The sequence below is a fragment of the Gilliamella sp. W8136 genome (genome assembly GCF_016101285.1).
Classification (GTDB): Bacteria; Pseudomonadota; Gammaproteobacteria; order Enterobacterales; family Orbaceae; genus Gilliamella; species Gilliamella apicola_N.
The window spans coordinates 1-22956 of the sequence record NZ_JACFQU010000018.1 but is presented as its reverse complement, the minus strand read 5'-3'; the positions used below and the strand labels follow the sequence as shown (position 1 = coordinate 22956).

20 protein-coding genes, 1 tRNA gene and 1 pseudogene are annotated in these 22956 nt (G+C 33.4%); 10 read left to right on the top strand and 12 right to left on the bottom strand.

Features of this window, described 5'->3' with window-relative positions:
• Both H3T96_RS12265 and H3T96_RS12260 read left to right on the top strand, forming a co-directional pair.
• On the top strand, positions 1-1137 hold the full coding sequence (locus tag H3T96_RS12265) for a contractile injection system protein, VgrG/Pvc8 family (protein ID WP_144093011.1): 1137 nt from the start codon (positions 1-3) through the stop codon (positions 1135-1137).
• 242 nt (positions 1138-1379) lie between these two features.
• Positions 1380-1598: an ogr/Delta-like zinc finger family protein gene (locus H3T96_RS12260; RefSeq protein WP_080692454.1), complete on the top strand. Its 219-nt coding sequence runs from the start codon at positions 1380-1382 to the stop codon at positions 1596-1598.
• 235 nt (positions 1599-1833) lie between these two features.
• On the opposite strand, the gene H3T96_RS12255 is transcribed toward H3T96_RS12260, so the two are convergent.
• Positions 1834-1910, bottom strand: a tRNA-Ile gene (locus tag H3T96_RS12255).
• Between the two features lie 211 nt (positions 1911-2121).
• Between H3T96_RS12255 and H3T96_RS12250 the strand changes: the two genes are divergently transcribed.
• Entirely contained in the window at positions 2122-2481 is a 360-nt protein-coding gene (locus H3T96_RS12250) for a DUF4156 domain-containing protein (RefSeq protein ID WP_144093013.1), read from the top strand.
• Between the two features lie 57 nt (positions 2482-2538).
• Here H3T96_RS12250 and serC read toward each other — a convergent pair whose 3' ends face one another.
• The 6 genes and pseudogenes from serC to H3T96_RS12220 all read right to left on the bottom strand — a co-directional run bounded on the left by serC (position 2539) and on the right by H3T96_RS12220 (position 10322).
• Positions 2539-3624: a 3-phosphoserine/phosphohydroxythreonine transaminase gene (gene serC, locus H3T96_RS12245; protein ID WP_144093015.1), complete on the bottom strand. Its 1086-nt coding sequence runs from the start codon at positions 3622-3624 to the stop codon at positions 2539-2541.
• Positions 3625-3790: 166 nt separating this feature from the next.
• Positions 3791-5164: an argininosuccinate lyase gene (gene argH, locus H3T96_RS12240; RefSeq protein WP_144093017.1), complete on the bottom strand. Its 1374-nt coding sequence runs from the start codon at positions 5162-5164 to the stop codon at positions 3791-3793.
• Positions 5165-5433: 269 nt separating this feature from the next.
• A pseudogene (locus H3T96_RS12235) lies at positions 5434-6651 on the bottom strand (argininosuccinate synthase); the annotation flags it as partial.
• 107 nt (positions 6652-6758) lie between these two features.
• Complete coding sequence (argB, locus tag H3T96_RS12230; RefSeq protein WP_086326520.1) at positions 6759-7538, bottom strand: acetylglutamate kinase; 780 nt, start codon at positions 7536-7538, stop codon at positions 6759-6761.
• A 94-nt stretch (positions 7539-7632) separates the two neighbouring features.
• A complete protein-coding gene (argC, locus tag H3T96_RS12225; RefSeq protein WP_144093021.1) occupies positions 7633-8643 on the bottom strand; it encodes an N-acetyl-gamma-glutamyl-phosphate reductase in 1011 nt (336 codons plus the stop codon).
• 215 nt (positions 8644-8858) lie between these two features.
• A complete protein-coding gene (locus H3T96_RS12220) occupies positions 8859-10322 on the bottom strand; it encodes an aminoacyl-histidine dipeptidase (protein WP_144093023.1) in 1464 nt (487 codons plus the stop codon).
• Between the two features lie 150 nt (positions 10323-10472).
• On the opposite strand from H3T96_RS12220, the gene gpt reads away from it, so the two are divergent.
• The 7 genes from gpt to proA all read left to right on the top strand — a co-directional run bounded on the left by gpt (position 10473) and on the right by proA (position 16328).
• Positions 10473-11006: a xanthine phosphoribosyltransferase gene (gene gpt, locus H3T96_RS12215; RefSeq protein ID WP_081301606.1), complete on the top strand. Its 534-nt coding sequence runs from the start codon at positions 10473-10475 to the stop codon at positions 11004-11006.
• Between the two features lie 17 nt (positions 11007-11023).
• Entirely contained in the window at positions 11024-12280 is a 1257-nt protein-coding gene (gene frsA, locus H3T96_RS12210) for an esterase FrsA (protein WP_144093025.1), read from the top strand.
• 26 nt (positions 12281-12306) lie between these two features.
• Positions 12307-13416, top strand: a complete 1110-nt coding sequence (proB, locus tag H3T96_RS12205; protein WP_216355746.1) for a glutamate 5-kinase — start codon at positions 12307-12309, stop codon at positions 13414-13416.
• A 21-nt stretch (positions 13417-13437) separates the two neighbouring features.
• Entirely contained in the window at positions 13438-13728 is a 291-nt protein-coding gene (locus H3T96_RS12200; RefSeq protein WP_039127453.1) for a hypothetical protein, read from the top strand.
• A gap of 35 nt (positions 13729-13763) precedes the next feature.
• On the top strand, positions 13764-14186 hold the full coding sequence (locus H3T96_RS12195) for a hypothetical protein (protein ID WP_039127450.1): 423 nt from the start codon (positions 13764-13766) through the stop codon (positions 14184-14186).
• 219 nt (positions 14187-14405) lie between these two features.
• Positions 14406-14834, top strand: coding sequence for a hypothetical protein (locus H3T96_RS12190; protein WP_144093027.1), 429 nt, complete (start codon positions 14406-14408; stop codon positions 14832-14834).
• Between the two features lie 240 nt (positions 14835-15074).
• On the top strand, positions 15075-16328 hold the full coding sequence (gene proA, locus H3T96_RS12185; RefSeq protein ID WP_144093029.1) for a glutamate-5-semialdehyde dehydrogenase: 1254 nt from the start codon (positions 15075-15077) through the stop codon (positions 16326-16328).
• A 54-nt stretch (positions 16329-16382) separates the two neighbouring features.
• Here proA and yegQ read toward each other — a convergent pair whose 3' ends face one another.
• From yegQ to H3T96_RS12160, 5 genes are all read right to left on the bottom strand, one after another.
• On the bottom strand, positions 16383-17726 hold the full coding sequence (gene yegQ, locus H3T96_RS12180; protein ID WP_065736992.1) for a tRNA 5-hydroxyuridine modification protein YegQ: 1344 nt from the start codon (positions 17724-17726) through the stop codon (positions 16383-16385).
• A gap of 346 nt (positions 17727-18072) precedes the next feature.
• Complete coding sequence (locus H3T96_RS12175; protein WP_144093031.1) at positions 18073-18270, bottom strand: thermostable hemolysin delta-VPH; 198 nt, start codon at positions 18268-18270, stop codon at positions 18073-18075.
• 1243 nt (positions 18271-19513) lie between these two features.
• Complete coding sequence (locus H3T96_RS12170) at positions 19514-20428, bottom strand: putative type VI secretion system effector (protein WP_144093033.1); 915 nt, start codon at positions 20426-20428, stop codon at positions 19514-19516.
• A 167-nt stretch (positions 20429-20595) separates the two neighbouring features.
• Positions 20596-21450: a putative type VI secretion system effector gene (locus H3T96_RS12165; protein WP_144093035.1), complete on the bottom strand. Its 855-nt coding sequence runs from the start codon at positions 21448-21450 to the stop codon at positions 20596-20598.
• A 271-nt stretch (positions 21451-21721) separates the two neighbouring features.
• The gene (locus H3T96_RS12160) at positions 21722-22717 is read right to left on the bottom strand and encodes a putative type VI secretion system effector (RefSeq protein ID WP_144093037.1); all 996 of its coding nucleotides are present in this window, start codon (positions 22715-22717) and stop codon (positions 21722-21724) included.
• Between the last annotated feature and the right edge of the window lie 239 nt (positions 22718-22956).

The following is a 22956-nucleotide window of genomic DNA, read 5'->3' as shown; positions in this document are numbered from 1 at the left end:
ATGGCAAGCCCTTTCTTTAAAATTTTATTATTAGATGATAATAATAAACAAGACATTACTAAAAAGTTTGATAATCGTCTAATATCAATGACATTTGTCGATAATAATGGATTTCAAGCAGATACAATAACTTTAGTTATTGATGATTCCGATCAAAAAGTTAATTTACCCAAAAAAGGGGTTAAATTAGAAATTACGCTTGGATGGAGTGCTGATAACAAAAGAACTACGATGGACAATCAAAAAGAGGTAATCTTTGAAGCAAATATAAAAAATGTTTTTACCATTACTCAAGTCACGCATTCTGGAACACCTGATATCATCACTATTCAAGGTACTAGTGCCAATCTATCGGGAGAAATAATAAGTGTTAATCGTGAAGAATCTTATGATAGTATTACTTTAGGTAATTTAATCGCTACTATTGCTAAACGCAATAATTTAACTTATCGCTATGATAAAGAAATAGGTTCAAAATATATTCCACATATTGACCAGACCCGAGAATCAGACAGTTCTTTTCTTACACGGTTAATTGATGAGTATGGTGGTGGGATCACCGTTAAAAATGATATCTTGATCGTCTTCAATAAAGGGCTAGGAATAACCGTAAATGGCAAGACTATTCCTCCTGCGAAAATTAAAAGAGAATCAGGAAACTCACACTCTTATACAATTAGTAATCGTAATCAATATGCTGGTGTGCAAACATTCTGGTATAATTACAAAAACCCAACTAAAGAACCACAAAAAATTATCTATAAAGAACAATTAGATAAGAGTTCTGTTTATTATGAAGGTTCTAAAGATAAAATCAAAGTTTTAAGAAATATCTTTGCAAATAAAGAAAGCGCTATAGAAGCTGCTAAAAGTGAAATGAAAAAAATTCAACGTGGTACAGCATTTTTTAAACTTAAACTTGCCTTAGGTCGTCCGGATTTATTTACTGAAATGCCTGTTGAAGTTACTGGTTTCAAACCAGAAATAAACTCAACCCAATGGACCATTGCTAAATGTACACATTCATTAAGTAAACAATCAGGATTTACAACTGAAGTTGAATTGGAAATAAAACCCCAAGAACAAAGTTACGAAAATATACTCCCAACCAAAAAGCCTAAAGGCAGAGTAAAATAACCTTAACAAGATTGGGTGAATAATTTTAAACCTATGTAAATGATGGCTCATCACAAAGAGTCATCAACTTAATCAAAAAACTCATTAAAAATGATAGCTAATCAAGCTATAGTTCATCTAAACTTTACGGCCATTTAATCAAAAGCAATGTAAAATTAAATAAAAAGTAAAATAAAAAAACACTAGACTTAAGTTTGAATTAATGTAAAATTAATTTAAACTTAATGAAAGAGGTTTGTCACATGAAATGTCCACATTGCCGAAATAAAACATTTATAAGATCGAGCGAAGAAATTAGTAACTTAACCCGTAAGCAGTATTACCAATGTTCCAATATATTTTGCGGACATACTTTCACTGCAATGCAATCCATATCTGAAACTATTGTACCGAGTGCAATTCCAGATCCAAAAGTTAACATTCCAATATCGCCATACAGTCGGCACGCCAAAAAGGCCTAAAACATTACCAGGTTGAATCATAAATCAATCTGGTTCCCTATTTCTAGCACAACTATTTACAGCTTACTTTCTACTTTCTACTTTCTACTTTCTACTTTCTGCTTTCTACTTTTTTGCAAGATAAAAAAATTAAATTCGAAAAATATCAACCGCCATTTTATCGCCATAGCTAAAAATCACAGGATTAACTAAATATTATAAAAGGAGACAACTAATTGAATTTAAATATCTTTGATGGTGGCCCCTACTGGACTTGAACCAGTGACCAATCGATTATGAGTCGACTGCTCTGACCAACTGAGCTAAGGGGCCATTTAGATGTGCTACTGACTTAGTAGGGTTGCGATTATAATAGAGTTAAATGGAATTTGCTATAGTTAAATTAATAAAAAAGTTGATTTGCTTATTTATTAAACTTTATTTTATTGGATTTTGGTCTGTTATAAGATCTGATATTATTTGTTTAATTATCCTGATACAATAATTTAGTTTATTTTCGTGCGTTATTGGTTGAGGGGATATTATGTCTATAAAAAAATTATTACTTATTAGTGCAGCCATTTCAACATCATTGTTTTTAAATGCCTGTAGTGGTTCTAACTATCAACCTACGGTTGGCGGTAGTCAAGTTCAGTTTATTGATACTAAGCCTGCTGCTAACTGTCAATATTTAGGTAAAGCAGAAGGTCGTCGTAGTACTTTCTTTTCTGGTTTAAAAACTCACAGTGAGCTTATTCGTGATGCAGCTTCGGAACTTAGAAATAATGCCGCGGCGATGGGTGGAAATATGATTTATAATGCGCAAGATGCCTCACAACAATATATTTCTGATATTGCACCAACAGATGTAGTCATGGTCGGTGAAGTTTATAATTGTAAATAACATTATTATTTAATAAAAAGGGAGATTTATTCTCCCTTTTTTTAATTTAAACTTGGTTTAGCCATTCTGTTTTTCAAATTGCTGCATAAAATCAATTAAGTAATTTACTCCATCAATATCCATTGCATTGTAGATTGATGCCCGCATACCGCCAGCAATTCGATGACCTTTAATACCAATGATGTTCGCCTTAGTTGCTTCGCTAACAAATTTTTTGTCGAGTTCTTCATTTGGTGATAAGAAAGTAACATTCATTATCGACCTATTAGCTGTAGCAACAGTATTGCGATAAAAATCAGATTGATCAATAAATTGATAAAGTAATTGCGCTTTAGCTTGATTACGCTTTTGCATTGCATTCAATCCCCCAAGACTTTTAATCCATTTAAAGACTAATCCAGACATATACCAAGCAAATGTTGGAGGGGTGTTAAACATTGAATCATGATCTTGCAAAGTTTTATAATCTAATACCGATGGTAGGATTTTATGAGCATAACCAATAAGATCCTCACGTACAATAACAATTGTAATACCTGATGGACCAATATTTTTTTGTGCGCCCGCATAGATTATGCCATATTTACTTACATCAATGGGTTGCGATAATATACAAGATGAAAAATCGGCAACAACTGTTTTATCACCAAAACTAGGCTCTTCAAAAATTTCAATACCGTCAATAGTTTCATTTGGACAATAGTGTACATAAGCCGAATCATCGCTTAATTTCCATTCGGACATAGGTTTAACCGAGGTTAGACCGTTTTCTTTTACAACAACATTTTGTTCCTTTATTTGACAATATTTGCTGGCTTCTTTAGCAGCACATTGGCTCCAATATCCGCTATTTATATAATCGGCAGTAGTTTTATTACCTAAAATATTTAATGGTACAGCGGCAAATTGTGCTCGAGCACCACCTTGGCAAAACAAAATTTTATAATTTTTCGGTACGTTTAATATCTCACGCAGATCGTCTGTTGCTTCAATAGCACATGCATCAAAATCTTTGCCTCTATGGCTTAATTCCATAACAGAAGCATCAGTATTATGCCAATTTAACAGTTCATTTTGTACTTGTTTTAATACATCAACAGGTAATTTGGCTGGGCCAGCACTAAAGTTATAACTTTTACTCATTACAGTTCACTTCAATCCATTTAAAAAAGAGCTCTATTTTTACACTCTCTTAAAAGATATACAATCATATTATTTGTAAAAATATTTGTTTAATCGCTAGATTTGCATAAAAATGCCGACGGGTTGTCGGCAAGATATCAGATAATTAAAAAAATAATTCGGATGATTAGGGTAACTGCTTTTTAGCGTTTTCAATAGCAATTTTAACTTGTCGTGGCGATACACCACCTTTAGCTGAACGTTTGGCTAAACAAGATTCTAACGATAGTACTTCGTAAACATCTTCATCTATAACTGGACTAAACACCTTTAATTCTTCTAATGAGAGTTCTTCTAATGCTTTTTGTTTTGCGATTGCACCAACGACAGCTTCACCAACAATATGATGAGCTTCTCGGAAAGGGATACCTTTTGAGACTAAATAATCAGCAAGTTCAGTTGCATTTGAGTAACCTTGTTTTGCTGCTTCTTGGCAATTTTTATAATTGATTTTGATATCTTCTAAAACTAAAGCTGACATATCTAAACATTCTTGCCATGTGTCGATAGCATCAAATAAATGTTCTTTATCTTCTTGAAGATCTTTGTTGTAAGCCAAAGGCAGACCTTTAAGTGTCATCATAGCGCCAGCCAATGCTCCAGCCACTCGCCCTACTTTACCGCGAATGAGTTCTAATGCATCAGGATTTTTCTTTTGAGGCATAAGTGATGAACCAGAAGTTACTCTATCGGATAATTCAACAAAATTTGCTTCGCCACTATTGAAAATAATAAGGTCTTCAGCAAAACGCGATAAATGAACCATACCAATGGAAGCATTGTTAAGTAATTCTAGAATATGATCACGATCGGATACGGAATCTAAACTATTATTAGTTGCTTTTGCAAAACCGAGCCAGTGAGCCAATTCATCTCGATCCATTGGATAAGCTGTGCCTGCTAATGCTCCAGAGCCTAAAGGGCTGACATCTAAGCGTTTTAATGTATCTTGTAATCGGCTAATATCTCGGGTTAACATTTCAAAATAGGCTAAGCACCAGTGTGCAAAAGTAATCGGTTGAGCGCGTTGTAAATGAGTGTAACCAGGCATCACAGCATCTTGATGTAGTTCTGCCGTTGTTACTAGCGCTTGGCGCAAACGATTTATCGCATTAATTAATTGTGATATTTCAACCTTGCACCATAATTTAAGATCGGTGGTTGATTGATCATTTCGGCTTCGACCTGTATGTAGTTTTTTACCTAAATCACCAATTTTTTCAATTAATTTTTGCTCCACCCAACTATGAATATCTTCCGCATCACTTTGTAAAATTTGCTGCGGGTCTTGTTGAACCGAATTAAGTAATTCATTTAAAGCTTTTTCTAATTTTTTCTGTTCATCATAAGATAAGACATTAACAGTAACCAATGCCTTAGACCAAGCAATTGATCCAATGATATCTTGCTCTGCAAGACGATAATCAAAACGCAATGAATCATTAAATTGTTTAAATCGTTGATCTGCCGCTTGGCTAAAACGCCCACCCCATAATGCCATAATTACCTCAATACTATCTTTCTTTAATTATTTGTACTACGATTTTTATTTATCGTTGTTAACTGGTTATATTTTTATAATAAATTTAAATTTAATCAACAGTAAAAGCAATATATACAGGACATTGCCTGTATATATCGGTTACTTTATTTAATTTAACTGCAAATCAGAAATTACTTTTTCGCTTTGGATTTAGTTTTGGCTTTAGCTGTCGCTTTTTCCTTATCTTCTGCTTTGGTTGCAGTTTTTTTAGCCTTTTTGGCTGGTTGTTTTTGCTTTTCTTCATTTAAAGCACGAATGCGTGACGATAATGAGAATAGACGAATAAATCCACCGGCATGGCTATGATCATAAACTTCATCTTCACCAAATGTAGCAAACTCTTCATTGTATAAGCTATTTGGAGATTTCTTTTGTACAGCAGTTGCACTGCCTTTATAAAGTTTTACCACAACTTCACCCGTCATATCTTCGGCTAGAACATCTGCAGCCGCTTGGATTGAACGACGATATGGAGCAAACCAGCGACCATCATAAACAACATAAGCCATTTCTAAACCTAATTGTTCACGCCATTTGAAACTGTCACGATCTAAAATTAATTGCTCTAAACCTCTTAAAGCGGTCATCATGATGGTTCCACCCGGAGTTTCATAACAACCTCGAGACTTGATACCTACTAAACGATTTTCAATGATATCGACACGACCTACACCATGTTTTGCACCAATTTTATTTAATGTTGCTACGCAATTATATGGAGATAATTTTTTTCCATTAACTGAAACAACTTCACCTTTTTCAATACCAATGGTGACAAGTTCTGGTTTATTTGGTGCATCTTCTGGTGAGACAGTCCAAGCCCAACAATCAGCATTAGATTGATTCCATGTGCTTTCAAGAACGCCACCTTCTGTAGAAATATGCCATGCATTTTCATCACGGCTGTAAATTTTTTCAACGGTTGCTGTGGTAGGAATTTTACGAACTTTTAAATAATCAATTAGAGCTTCGCGCGAACGTAAATCCCATTCACGCCAAGGAGCGATTACTTTAAGTTGTGGAGCAAGCGCCGTATAGGTTGTTTCAAAACGAACTTGGTCATTACCTTTACCTGTTGCTCCATGACAAAGTGTATCTGCTCCAACTTCTAAAGCATATTCCACTTGAGCTTTAGCAATAATTGGTCGAGCCATTGAGGTCCCTAAATAATAAGTGCCTTCATATAAAGCACCTGTTTTTAATACTGGATAAACATAATCTTTAACAAATTCTTCTCGTAAATCGACAACTTTACAAGCTACCGCACCCGATGCTTTAGCCTTTTTTTCGACATCTTTTAATTCTTTCGGATCTTGACCAACATTAGCCACAAAAGCATAAACTTCACATCCGCCATAATTCTCTTTTAACCAAGGAATAATCGCTGACGTATCCAAACCACCTGAATAAGCCAATACAACCTTTTTTGTTTTACTCTTTTTCATGCTATACCCTTTCTAAATTAACTTACGATAAGTAAATGAGCTAATATTTATATGTTTTCAATATTTTAAATATTGGTAACTTGTCTAATATACTGTTTGTATTTTATTTAAGCAATAATTCTTGTGCCAGTTATATTTGATTTTCCATTGAATAATTCAATTAATTTATCTGCTTGTTTCCAGCTTGCAATATCAATAGACCGCCCTAATGCTTTTGCGGCTTCAAAGGCTGAATTAACTTTGACAACCATACCATCGGTAATTACGCCATTTGCAATAAGCTGATCGGCTTGCGCTCGCGTTAAAGATTGAATGAGCTGTTTGTTTTCATCCAGAACGCCCACCACATCAGAAAGCAAAACCAAATCCGCATTTATAGTTTTGGCTAAAGCTACTGCAGCATGATCCGCATTAACATTCATCATTTGTCCATCTTCAGTGATACCAATTGAACTGACAATAGGCAAATAACCTGAATTTATCAATAAATTGATTAGAGTTGGATCGCCGGCTCTTGCTTCACCTACATAACCTAAGTCTTCGGAAATCTGTTTCACTTCAACACTATTACCATCAGCTAAACAGAGTCCAACAACCGATATTTGTAGTTTCTTGGCTTCTGACAATAATCGGGTATTCGCACTACCAGCAAGACTACCAACAATTACATCAATTTGATCTGCTGGTGTAACACGTAAACCATTACGACGAACTACTGGCATGGATAAACGATCCATTAATGAATCAACAAGGCTACCACCTCCATGAACAATAATTAATGGTCGACGGAAATTCTTTTTATATTCATGAATAATAACAAATAGATTACTTAAAGCATCTTTGTTATCAAGTAATACACCGCCAAGTTTAATAATTAATGGTTTCATTTCTGCTTCCTATGTAGTTTTAATTTTGGTTAATTATCCAAAATCAGATTTATTTACTTAGACTTCAAAATAATAATTAAAAATCATTTGTCTATTATAATAGTGAAGTGGTTTGCTCATAACCAAAACGAATATTCATACATTGCACAGCCTGAGCGGCAGCACCTTTTAATAAATTATCCTCAACCGAAATCAGAATCAGATGACGATCTTTTAAGGCAAAACCAATATCACAATAAGGCAGACCTACCACTGCTTTTAAAGCAGGCCAATCTTTTTCATAAACTCGAACTAGTGGTTTATCTTTGTAGTATTTATTTAATGCATTAAGGATATCTTGAGAAGTTACCCCTTCTTTAACGCGACAAGTAATGGTTGCATGAATACCCTGTTTAAAACAACCTAAATGTGGTGTAAAGATAACCTGCTGCCCTAAATGTTTTGCAATTTCGGGTTGATGGCGATGAGTAAACAGCCCATATGCATGCAAACTTACCTCACAAAAACTATTATTATGCGTTGATTTTCGACCCGCACCACTTACACCACTGACCGCATTAATGACTGGCCATTGAGTATTATCTAATAAATCTTCTTCAATTAGAGGTTTAAGTGGTAATTGTGCAGCTGTAGGGTAACAACCGGGAACAGCAATCAATTGCGCTTGTTTTATCTTATCATCATTCCATTCAGCTAAACCATAAACAGCTTTATTTAGCCATTTTTGATGCCGATGGGTAAAACCGTAATAATCGGTATAAAAATCTGGAGAATTAACACGATAAGCACCAGATAAATCAAAAACTTTGCAACCTTTTTCTAAAAAGTAAGGGGCAATTTCATGACTAACAGAATGCTCTGTAGCTAAAAAGACAATATCAATATCATTGATATAACAAGAATAATCAGATGTGGCAATGAGTGGTAGGTCAATTACTCCTTTTAATTGAGGATGTAGATTATTATCAGAAATAAGTTTACCGCCGTCTTGACTGTTTTCCGATACCGTTAAAGCGATTAATTCAATATGTGGATGCTTACTTAAATAATAAGCTAATTTTGCACCTGCATAACCACTCGCTCCAATAATAATTGCCTTTAACATGTCTATCCTAATTTATTTAAGTGCAACAATGTTATATATAGTAGGTTATTTATAAAGTTAACACAAGCAAAAAATGAATTTTTATTCACTTTTTATGAATTTATTTTCAATAAACGCTGTTTATACTAATACAAATACAAAGTAAAAAATTAAAATAAAAAACTAAGTTAACTATGCCTGCTCTTAAATATTAGCAGGCATATAAAATGAATAGTTTATTTCAATTGAGTCGCGGATTTTAATATCGCTATAAGTAATTCCCAATATCGAATAACACTTTGAATATTCACTCTTTCATCTGGAGAATGAGGTGATACAATTGTTGGACCGATTGATATCATATCCATATTTGGATAAGCTTGCTTAAACAATCCACATTCAAGTCCTGCATGAATCACCATAATCTTAGCTTTTTGTGAGAATATTTCGTAATATTTATCTTTAGCTAATTGTAAAAGACATGAATTCAAGTTTGGCTCCCAACCTGAATATCCTCCACTGATTTCGTAATTGGCGTTGGTTAATTGACTAAGCGATATCAGAGTTGAAACAACTGCATCTTTTGCGCTATCAACTTGTGAACGAATTAGATAATGCGTATTTAATTGATTCTCTATAATATTAACAATACCTAAGTTAAGAGACGTTTCGACAACACCATGCAACTGATCGCTCATACGAACAACCCCATTAGGCGCAGCATGTAAATAGTTAATTATTTTATTTTGATGTTCAATAGTTAATACACGTTTAACTTTATCAGAAGTTACTTCAGCTAAACTTATCTGTATAGAAGGTTCAACATGCCCTAATTCATCATTTAAAATTGTTTGATATTGCTTAATAATAGATTCCAGTTGAGGTAAATCTTGTTTATTTAATGTCATTTCAACAAAAGCTTCTCTAGGGATGGCATTACGCAACGAACCACCTTTTATATCAGCTAATCTAAACGAAACATCTTGCGCATATTCAGCTAAAAAACGGGCCATTAATTTAATTGCATTACCACGACCTAAATGAATATCGCAACCAGAATGTCCCCCTTTTAGACCTTTAAGCGAAATACTTATATAACAATCATGCATTTCTGGAATGACTGCGTATGCAACTGCAAAAGTGGAAGTAAAATCAACACCACCCGCACAACCTGTAAATATTTCCCCTTCATCCTCTGAATCGGTATTGATTAGATAATGACTTTTTAACCAATTAGGTTGAAGACCAAAGGCGCCATGCATACCTGTTTCTTCTGACGTAGTAACTAAAACTTCAATAGGACCGTGTTCAATAGTTGGATCAATTAAAACCGCTAATGCTGAAGCTAATCCTATACCATTATCCGCACCTAAAGTTGTACCTTTAGCTTTTACCCATTCACCATCAACATAAGGTTGAATTGGATCGGTAGTAAAATCGTGAACGGTTCCTTCATTTTTTTGTGGCACCATATCCATATGTGCTTGTAGGGCAATAGATGGACAATTCTCCATGCCTTTACTGGCTGGTTTCGTTAATAAGATATTACCAACTTTATCAAGTTCACAATGAATGTGATGGGTATTTGCAAAATCGACGATGTATTTAGTAATCATTTGTTCATGATGAGATGGATGTGGAATTTTACAAATATCGTTAAAAATCTGCCAAATAGATTTTGGCTTTAAAGTAGAAAGCATAATTTAACCTCAATATTGTGTCAGTAATAAATTAATGAGTAGTTTTTTTCGTGTAATCGCTTTATAATAAGGTGCAATTTTACATCTATTTTTAGTCCATTAATATTAATTTATTATATTTGTATATTCGATTAAAATTGCAGGTTACTCATGTCAATAGAACAAACTTTAACAGAAGAAGAAATCAAAGCCCAAAAACAGCATAAAGCAGAACTTATCGCTGAAAAAGAAAAATTTAATGTCACTTGGGAAATGTTACAATCTTACGGGCGCCAACTATCCAAACGTTTGTTACCTGCAAACCAATGGAAAGGTATCATTGCTGTTAGCCGTGGAGGTCTAGTTCCCGCTGCTATCCTAGCTCGTGAATTAAGTATTCGTTACGTAGATACAGTTTGTATTTCAAGTTATGATCATGATCATCAACGTGAAAAGTTAATCTTAAAACAAGCAAATGGTGATGGTGAAGGCTTTATTGTTGTTGATGATTTAGTCGACACAGGCAACACCGCACATACTATTCGTGAAATGTATCCAAAAGCTCGATTTGTTACCATTTTTGCTAAACCAGCAGGTAAACCGCTTGTTGATGATTATATTGTTGACATTGCGCAAGACACTTGGATTGAGCAACCTTGGGATACAGGGGTAATGTTTGTTAAACCTATTAGCGATAATCAATAAGGATATTAAACACAATTATGACTACTACCGAAAATTTATCTGCTCAGATATTTAAACCACAATACGATTATCCTGAAACATCAGCGCTTATTAATCGTATAGACAGTAGCAACGGTAGTAGTATAAGTCCCTTGGATGGTGAAATTGACTCAAGATGGTATCGGATCATTAACCCTTTTTTATGGATTTGGCGAGGATTACCTAAGTTAGAGATTGAAGAACTTTTATCCAAAATTGCCGCTTCAACAAAACGTCATACTAATGAAAAATGGTTAGATACTGTTATTGGTTATCAATCAGGTAATTGGGTTTATGAATTTTTAAATCAAGCTGCATTGTGGCAAGCCAAAGCTGATTCAATTGATCAAGAAAACCTGAGTGAAGAAGATAAAATTAATTTACACAATTATTTTCTTATCGCGAGTGAATATTCAAGCATTGCTAGTTATCCACATTTCAAAAATGATGAACTCGCTATGTATGCACAAACTTGTGCTTATCAAGCTTATATGAAAGCACTCAATTATTCCCCCTTTATAGTCAAAGAGCTGGAATTTAAAGTCGAGAGTCGTAGTGTTAAAACGTTTTTGCACTTACCAAAAACGGACAACACTTGCCCTGTTGTATTAATATGTAATGCATTGGGCAATTTACAAATTGATTATTATCGTTATTTTAAAGAATATTTAGCTCCTCGCGGATTCGCTATGTTAACAGTTGATCTACCAACGGTGGGATACAGCCGTAATTTTGCTTTAACTCAAAATAGTAGCCAGATTCATCAAGCAATATTGGAACAACTGTCATCCGTTCCATGGGTTGATAATAGTCGCGTTATTTTAGCAGGATTTCGATTCGGATCTCATCTTGCAACACGGTTAGCTTATTTGATGCCTAATAAGGTTAAAGGTTTATTCAATTTTACGCCCTTTGTTCATCAAATATTTGTAGATAAAGATTTGCAAAAAAACCTACCAAATAGCTACAAAGACATGTTGGCTAGTCGCCTTGGTTTACCTTCTATATCTAATTTGCAATTAGCAGCAGAATTAAATTATTTTTCACTTAAGAATCAAGGATTATTAACTCATGCTTGCCCTGTACCAGTCATGAATATTATTTTTGAAGAAGATGTATTAAGTAATTTAAATGAAGCAAAATTGATTCGTTCAATTAAACAAAGTAAATTAGTAACCATACCTAAAACACCATTACAAAAAAGCTTGCATGATGCGTTAACTCAGTCCGTAAAATGGATGGAGTCGGTTTTGTAAGATCTGATTTAAAATAAGAGTATGTTATGACCATTAAAAAACAACAAACTGTCGTTGTTAAATTAGGTACCAGTGTATTGACCGGTGGCACAAAACAGTTAGATCGTGCACAAATGGTCGAACTAATTAGGCAATGTGCTAGTTTACATCAAGATGGACATAAAATTATTATTGTTACATCTGGAGCGATTGCCGCTGGTCGAGAATATCTTAACTACCCTACTCTTCCCAATACTGTTGCATCAAAACAACTACTTGCATCGGTTGGTCAAAGTAAACTAATACAACTTTGGGAACAACTCTTTTCAATCTACAAAATTTATATTGGCCAAATGTTGTTAACACGTGCCGATCTTGAAGATCGCGAAAGGTTTTTAAATGCGCAAGATGCTTTAAAAGCCATGTTGGACAATCACATTATTCCTATTATTAACGAAAACGACGCAGTAGCAACCGCTGAAATTAAAGTTGGTGATAATGATAATTTATCCGCCCTAGCAGCTATTTTAGCTGAAGCCGACAAATTAATTTTATTAACAGATATTGCGGGTTTATATACCGCCGATCCAAGATCAAATAAAAATGCTAAATTAATTCATGAAATCGACAATATTGACGATAATTTACGTAGTATAGCTGGAGACAGTGTTTCTGGGCTTGGTACTGGTGGAATGGGTACTAAAGTACAAGCGGCCGAAGTAGCAGGAAGTGCCGGGATTGAAGTTATTATTGCAGCAGGTAATAAACCGAATGTTATTATTGATACTGTAAATAACCAATCAGTTGGCACACGCTTTATCCCGCCTAAGACCCCCTTAGAGCATCGTAAACATTGGTTATTCGGTGCGCCCAAAGCGGGCAAAGTTTTATTAGATGATGGCGCAGTAAATGCCATTTTAAATAATGGCAGTTCACTTTTACCCAAAGGTATTTTACAGGTTGAACAAAATTTTTCTCGTGGCGAGGTCATAGATATTTGTGATAAAACAGGTAAAAGTATAGCTCGTGGGGTAAGCCGTTATAATAGTGATGCATTAAAACAAATTGCCGGACATCACTCACAAGAAATTAGCCAAATTATTGGCTATGAGTACGGCTCTGTCGCCGTACATCGAAATGATATGATTATTAAATAACAAACAATAAGGAAATAAAAAATGGGACTAGCTATAGGCGGTGTAATAGCCAACTGGTTTGGTGTATTAATCATTTACATGAATTCACTCCAAGATAAACTTTATGGAACCATGTTACCAATTGCATTCATATTTGCTTTAATAAGTACGGTAGGAATATTATTTGCAGGAAAAAATAAAAAATTAGCAGGTACTTTAATTATTATTGGCAGCATATTATTTGTTCCTTTGGGGTTAATTGGGGTTTTTGGTGCTAAAAAAATAATTAGTCTTGCTAATGAAGCAACATTAGAAGAAAGACGCAATTCATAGAAATATCATGGATATTACTTTGTTAAGGATAATAAATGGAATCTCAAAATCAAAATATAGAACAATTTCAAGCCCGACGTAACGTAATTTTTTTGATGATAGTATGTATCATAGTATTTTTCATGCTGTTAATACTTCCTATAGGTAAAAATGTAAGTCTAGCAGTACCTTTAATCTTACTTTTTCGTGCTATTTGGCAATTTAATATGATTTATATCTCAATTGGAGATGATTATATTACTTATAGACCTACTGCACCTTTAAAAGGTTCAGTGAGTATGCTTTTTGAAGAAATCTCATCAATTGATTATCAAAAAAATAAAGTAATTATTAATTACAAAAACAAAATTAGTAATAAAGAGGAAACTGTAAAAATACCTTTATCAGTCATGGAAGATGAGGCAAAAGAAAAACTTCTAACTACTTTACATACTGTATTAAAAGATAAGGAACAATAAGATAAAAAATGATGATTTAGAGCAAAGATTAAGGCATCTTTGCTCTTAACTTTTTAATAAATTGATAACTCCACATTAGAAGAGTGATGCTTTTCTAGTACAAATTGCGAGACATCATTCACAAGAAAGAAGCAAAATTATCGGCTATGAATACAGATCTCGCCGTAAATTTAGAAAATATTATTATAAAATAATCAATTATTAACATAAGGATAAATAATGGAATCACAAAATCAAACAGTAAAAGAATATTATGCTCGCCGTTTTTTATTACCAACAATAGTGATAGGAGTCATTGGAATCATTCTCCTGTTAGCATTACCCGTTAAAAGTGTGTCAATGATTATCATGATTACATGCTCTCTATTAATGTTTGTTTTTCAATATATGTCGGTTTATATTACTATTGGTGAAGATTTTATAACTTTGCGACCAACTCCAATGAAAGAGGAGAACAAAGTATTTTTTAAAAATATAAAATCCATACAATATGAAAAAAAATATATATCTATTGCTTATTACAACGAAACGAGTAAGACTGAAGAAAATTTGAAAATTCCTTTTAATCGTTTGGATGATAATACTAAAACTGAACTTTTAAATAATTTACATACTTGTCTAAAAGATAAAGAAACATTAACCAATTAATACTAAAGCAAAAGCAAAATCATAAGCATTCATCTTTTAGTTTTGTCTGATAATTAAAAAGTATTTTCACAGATATATTTTTTTAATATGAAGTCATCACTATAGCTAAAAATAGGATATCGTTGTATTAAAGTAATGATATTTACTTTAATACATGTTGTAATATTCAATTAAGAAATCTTTTTAGGAAAGTCCAATTTATTCTAAGATATTCGTGAATCAAATTAATAAAGGTCTAAAATGATAGTTCAAATGGGAAAAGAGGCAAAATTTGCTTCTTATCAATTAGCGCAATGCCCTACTACAACTAAAAATAAAGTTTTAGCGGTTATCGCTGATTTATTGGAAAAATACAGCACAACAATTCTTGCTGCTAATGAAAAAGATATCCAAGCAGCCAAAGAACAAGGATTAAATGAAGCGATTTTAGATCGTTTATTATTAACACCTGAACGATTATTATCAATTGCCAATGATGTGCGAAAAGTGATTTCATTAATCGATCCTGTTGGACAAATTATGGATGGAGCCACTTTAGAAAACACTTTAAAGTTACAGCGTCACAGAGTACCATTAGGTGTGATAGGCGTAATATATGAAGCTCGTCCTAATGTGACGATTGATATTGCTGCACTTTGCCTTAAAACGGGTAATGCAGCTATATTAAGAGGAGGTAAAGAAACCATCCATACCAATCGTGCAACCGTAGCCATTATTCAACAAGCACTGGAGCAAGTGGGTTTGCCTAAAACAGCAATACAATTTATTGATAATCCCGATCGAAAATACATCAATGAACTACTTAAACTTGATAAATATGTTGATATGATTATTCCTCGCGGGGGTGCCTCGTTGCACAAACTTTGTCGTGAACATTCAACCATACCAGTTATTACAGGTGGAATTGGTGTTTGCCATACTTTTGTCGATGAAAGTGCCGATTTTGATAAAGTGTACCCTATAATTTTAAATGCTAAAACTCAAAGACCAAGTACATGTAATACTCTAGAAACATTGCTTGTACATACAAAAATCGCTAGAACATTTTTACCTAAACTGAGTCAAATTATGGCGGATCATCAGGTTATATTACATGCCGATGCAGAGGCATTCAAAATTTTAGAAACAGGTGTTGCCAACGTGTTTCCTGTTGAAGATGAAGAATTACGTCAAGAGTGGCTATCCAAAGATTTAAATATAGTTATTGTTGATTCACTTGAATTGGCGGTTGAACATATTCGCGAATACGGCAGTGGTCATTCAGAAGCAATATTAACACGTGATTTAACCAATGCTGAAAAGTTTGTCAATTTAGTCGATGCAGCGGCTGTCTATGTCAATGCATCTACTCGCTTTACCGATGGTGGACAATTTGGTTTAGGTGCTGAAGTCGCTGTTAGCACTCAAAAACTACACGCACGTGGACCGATGGGACTTGAAGCGTTAACAACATATAAATGGATTGGTTATGGTGATGATTTGATTCGTCAATAATAACAATTAAAGTAACTGTTCGGTGAAGCCGAACAGTTTTAATTAATTTCTAGACTAATCGAAGTTCCTCATCAATAAGGCATAATTCAAATCAATCTCTTCAGGAATTGGAATATAAACAATATGCCCATCCCCGAGTCCAGCTGGCACAGGTTGTCCTTTCTTATTTTCCATACGTTCAATAATAAAAGTCGTATTACCTTTAGGTGTCATCATCTCTACACTGTCACCTACTGAAAACTTGTTTTTAACAATAATTTCAGCCAAACCATTTAAACGCGCTCCACTAAACTCCCCAACAAACTGCTGTCTGTCTGATACTGAATGGCTATGCACATAATTTTGCATATCTTCATGTTTGTGACGACGTAAAAATCCTTCGGTATAACCACGGTGGGCTAAAGATTCAAGCTCAGTTAACAAACGAGGATCAAAAGGCTTACCCTCACTTGCTGCATCGATTGCTTGACGATAAACTTGAGCAGTTCGAGCACAATAATAAAAAGATTTAGTACGACCTTCTATTTTTAATGAATGTACCCCAATTTTAGTTAAATCGCCGACCAATTCAACTGCTCTTAAATCTTTGGAGTTCATTATATAAGTGCCGTGTTCATCTTCAAAAGCCTGCATATATTCGCCCGGACGTCCTGATTCTTCCAACATGAACACTTTATCCGTAGTGGAACCTATGCCTAAAGTTGGCTCCACTTGCTGAACGGGAATCGGTTCACACTTGTGTACAATTTGCCCTACTTCGTCTTCTTTGCCTTCCGCAATTTTATATTCCCAACGGCAAGCATTAGTACACGTACCTTGGTTTGAATCACGTTTATTGATATAACCTGAAAGTAAACAACGTCCAGAATATGCCATGCAAAGCGCACCGTGAATAAAGACTTCTAGCTCCATTTCTGGTACTTTTTCTCGAATTTCAGCAATTTCATCCAATGACAATTCACGCGACAAGACCACTCGAGTTAATCCGATTTTGTGCCAAAATTTTACAGTAGCCCAGTTAACGGCATTCGATTGAACAGATAAGTGAATTTCCATTTCTGGAAAATGTTCACGAACTAACATAATTAAACCAGGATCGGACATGATAAAGGCGTCTGGTTTCATGTTGACAATAGGCTCTAAATCTCGAATAAAGGTCTTTAATTTAGAATTATGTGGCGCAATATTAACAACAACATAAAACTTTTTACCTTGCGCATGGGCTTCGTTAATGCCAATAGCTAAATTTTCATGATTAAATTCGTTATTACGAACACGTAAGCTATATCGAGGTTGTCCAGCATAAACTGCATCCGCACCATAAGCAAACGCATAGCGCATATTTTTAAGGGAACCAGCAGGAGAAAGTAACTCTGGTTTTGCATATAAAAGTGTCATTAAAAAATGCCTCTGATTTCAAGTCAGTATTACAGTATTGTAATAGGTTAAGCAAAAATAGGTTGGCATTTTACGCTTAAGCCTAGCAATTGGCAAATTTATTGTATCAACGGTGAGTCACACAAAGCTTAATCGCATAATTAGAAGTTAATGTCACATAATATATTTAAATTATTATCGGTTTGAAGTAATGCGTGATTATAAAATTTTTTTAATTGCCAATTTATATAATCTAATCACTCGAAAATCATTGAGAAACGAATTTAATTGTTATGATAAAAACAAGATAAATTGAAATTCTTGACTGTATTGTTTACTTAATTAACATTGTACAATTTTACAATTATCACTCTTCTTTACCCCCATTTAGTAATGGCAAATATTCTTGCCAACGATATTCTCGGATCGGCATAGGCTTTGCCTCATCAAAATAAAGGACTAATGCTGGTCTTATACCATTCCAATTATCTACAAACTCATACCCAACCAAATGACCATCTTTAATTAACCTTTTTGCTTTCGCATGATAATTAAAATAACTCATAATAGGCCTTAATAGAAAAGTTTAACAATTAAATAAAACGTATTTATAAATAGCTCAATACTCGGAATTTTTCGTTCTCACTTATAAAAACTCAGCAATTATTATCCCCAAAACCCTTGAATAAACTTGTGGATAAAAATGGTAACATATTAAAAAAAATAACTTTATTACACAGATCAATCTCTAGCCAGCTTTCATTGATAGAAGAATTTTTCATCATGGTGTTTGTAGACTTATAAATACCTATAATAAAGTCCATTCTAAAACTCAAATCGATTATTAAAAAAATTGTATAATTTATAATATATAACTTATAAGTTCGCACTCATAGAGAGTTTATATTGATTAAATCATGTTTATTATGAATTAAATAATAAATCTTATTTTAAAATCTGTTTTATCGTTGTTTACATAAGGCTAGATTGAGATGTTCATAATAATTAGATGATTATCAATATAATAGTTAATTGATAATATAACTTTCCATTTTCTTCTTACATTAAATAAGCATGAAATAATCAAATAATTTTATTCACTATAAGATCTTTGAACTCACCACAAATGACCTATTATCGCAGTCACACAATTTAATTAAATAGTAATCAGCAAAATTTGCATTTTTGTTTGTAAATTAAGTGCGATAAGAGTCATTAACCTATTAACAAGAAGCAATCTATATAGATCTTACATTTTATAAAATCTATGCTCGTTGAATTAAAACACTCAATGAATTCTGTTTGTAGAATTTTGTTAATATTTTGACAAAATTTAGCATATTAACAACTACACTAAACTAAAATTTCAAGTATTTTTGTAAAAAATATTCAGGAGTCTATAACGTTTCATAATAATCAAAACGCTATAAATAAAAGCTATCATTGATCAATAAAATCATAAAGTTTATCTTTGAAGATTTTTAAAATATCCATATTTTCTTTTGGATTAAATAATCAGTATTTATTTAGGATCAGTTACCAGAATCAACGTATTTTCCTGTTTTTTTCATCCAAAACGCACCACTCTAATCGGCTCTCTAAAATGCCTTTTTGCACGTCAAGGGGATAGTCTGATAAGGTCGTCTCTTTGAGTATAGGTTTGCTTTTTTTGCTTGCTTGCCTAATCATCTTTGGCCAACGTGGCTACCAGCATAAACATTCCAATATAAAATAACCTGCTGTGTTAACAGATAATAGAATTAAAAATACAAGGATTATAAACAAATTGTTTATTTAGCTAATAAATCCTAACTATTTTTTTTACACAACATTTCTGGGTCATAATAGAAGAAATACCAACCCGCTCCTGATTTCTGCGGTCTAATATATAAATTGGTGTTATCTTTATAGTCAAGCGAATATTTATCCTCATCAATCAATTTTCTTACTTGCATTTTACTGATTGAAATTAAATCAATGTTCCGAATATTTTGCCAATTTAGTGTGCTAAAAATTTGCTCGGCTAATTTTACGTGTGTGTTTATTGAATTTTTGTATAAAATTAAAATTGCAGGTAAATATAGCACCCCTACACCAAAATAAGCAGAAATTAAATTATCTAAAGTAAAATCACCAAAAAAATACACCAACCCCATAGTAAATAGTATGTATGTCAGCAGTAGTGGTATATGGTAGCGTTTTAAAGCGTGTTTACGTCCGGCATAACAAGGAGGAATAATAGAGATAATTTGTTCACTGGGTTTAAGCATAGCATACACTTCATAGTGATCAGCATGTTTTTCGGCTATTACTTCAACATGATCGCCATCATTAAATTTATAAAATCCCAACCAACCTTTTAATATAACGTCATTATTTAATTTGGCAGTTATATATTGCGCCTGAAAATAATTACTACGATGAATGCTATCACCATGTCCTAATGCCGCTAACCCTGCAGTTCTATTACCAGATAAAGTGGCAAGTGCTGCTCCACTTCTTACTTTAGCTTTCTGTTTTTTTCTCTCTTCTTCACTCATATAAGCGCCATCAAATAATGGTGCATTACAGAAGATCCCTTTAAACTCTGAAAGTGTACCCGTTAATTTTATTAATTTTTTAGGTGGTAAAATGGGATCTGTAATATTGATACCTGTTTTTTTTAATAACTCTTCTTTATCATTATAAATAATATCTGTTCCATCGTATTTTGCGTAGGGCATAATAAACCTTCTTATTTTTTTACTATTACTTTTTTTGCTTTCGCATTTAATAATCAGTATTCATTTAGGATCAGTTACCAGAATCAACGTATTTTTCGGTTTTTTCATCCAAAACACCTCACTCTAATCGGCTCTCTAAAATGCCTTTTTGCACAGAAAATGGATAGCTATTCTTTGCCTTTATCATCAAGATTATCATCCAGTTCGGTATCAATCACCGTAATATAGTCTGGTATTGGTGGCGCTTCACGGTAAAAGGTGACCCATTTAACACCATCCGGGTCTTCTCGCAGATATTCTTCGGTTGTCGTATCAAAATAAAAATCTGGATCGGATGTGGATTTGTTATTTATAAAAACTTCTAATATTTCCTTTTCCATGTCTACCGTTTTCGGGTCGGGATAGCCTAGTGTAGCAAATATTTTATCGGCCTCTTTTGAGCCACCTCCTAGTAATTTTTTATACCAAAAGTAAGTAATTAAAAAGAATAAGGTACATAATGCAGTTGAAATACAAAATCCAGCGATAAAAGCGCTTAACTGTTTAGATACAAAAATAACTTCAGCTAAAATACAAAAATAAACTGGTAGTATAAAAATTAACTCACTTTTTAATACCGCTCGACTATTAGCCTTTGAACCTTTCATTGCCCAAGGGTAAAGCCAAAGTCGATGATCAATCGGACGACGTAGCGCATAAGCTAAATAACCGTCTTCGTGACATGGTTCAACCACAACTTCTACCTGATCACCATTACGAAAAAATGCTCGACAAAAAATGCCTCGAACTTCTAGGTTACCTATTTTACAAGTAAAGTACTGAACACTATTAAGAAAATCACTTTCATCTTCATAGCGGTTTGATGTTGCTACTTGGCTGGCTGCGGCAAGATTATCGCCCATTAACGCGTGACTGATAACGGGTAGACCATTTAAAGCTCCACGTCCAAAGACGGCTAAACTTGCATCAATCACTTTTAGGTCTGATATTTTACCTTTGATAATTTGAAAATACTCACTCATAATTAAATCCCGTTTTAGTTCATTTTTCCAGAAAAAATATCTCCAATTGAATAACCATTTACATTGTTATATTCATCAGGTTTTATTATGGGATATGTTCCCTAATTGATGATTTATCATGCCGTTAAGAATATCTTCAAAAAAATATATCGTTACAATATTGCCGAATATCAATTGCCCAAGTAAAGGCAAACTGTTAAAACTGACTTTACCTAAAAGCGCTAAATTATCATCAACATACTAATTTTTAAGGTAATATTTTCTATAATAGTTATTCTTTGCCTTTATCATCAAGATTATCATCCAGTTCGGTATCAATCTCTGTAATATTATCTGGTTTAGTTAATAAATTCTTATTATTTTTTTTACAAAAAATTTCTGGATCATAATAGAAAAACCCAAAACCATATCCTCTTTTATGAGGTCTTATAAAACGATCAACATTATTATTCCACTCTAATGAATATTTACCTTGCGCAATTAATTTTTTCACCTGCTTCTTACTTATATCAATTAAATCAATGTTAGTAACATCTTGCCAACCCAATACCGAAAAAATTTGTTCTACCAATTTAATATTGGTATTTATCATTTTATAATATAAAATTAGAATTGTTGGTATAACAAGTACAGCACTTCCAGTATAAGCTGAAATTAGATTATCCAAAGTAAAATCACTAAATAGATACACTAAGCCTGCTACAAATAATAAATAAATTAACAATATTGGGATATGATCGCGTTTTAAAGCGTGTTTACGTCCGGCATAACAAGGAGGAATAATAGAAATAATTTGCTCACTCGGTTTAAGCATAGCATACACTTCATAATGGTCAGTATGCTTTTCGGCTACAACTTCAACCAAATCACCTTCATTAAATTTATAATAACCCAGCCAACCTTTTAATTTAATTGTATTATTTAGTTTAGCTGTAAAATATTGTGCTGGAAAATAATTACTTACATGTATACTATCATCATGCCCTAATGCTGCTAAACCAGCACTGTTATTTCCAGCTAATGTTGCTAGCGCCGCTCCACTTCGTATTTTAGCACTCCGTTTTTTCCGCTCTTCTTTGCTCATATAAGCATCATCACCCACAGGTGCATAACAAAATATTCCTTTAAACTCCGAAAGTGTACCCGTTATTTTTACTAAATTTTTAGCTGGTAAAATGGGATCAGTAATACTGACCCCCGTTTTTTTTAATAACTCTTCTTTATTATTATAAAGAATATCTGTTCCATCATATTTTGCGTAGGGCATAATAGACCTTTTTAATTTTTATTATTACTTATTTTTTCGCTTTCATATTCGATAATCAGTATTCATTTAGGATCAGTTTCCGTAATCAACCTATTTTCCGTTTTTTTCATCCAAAACGCACCACTCTAATCGGCTCTCTAAAATGCCTTTTTGCACGTCAGGTGGATAGTCTGATAAGGTTGTTTCTTTGGGTATGGGTTTGCCTTTTTTACCTGCTTGCCTAATCACCTTTGGCCAAC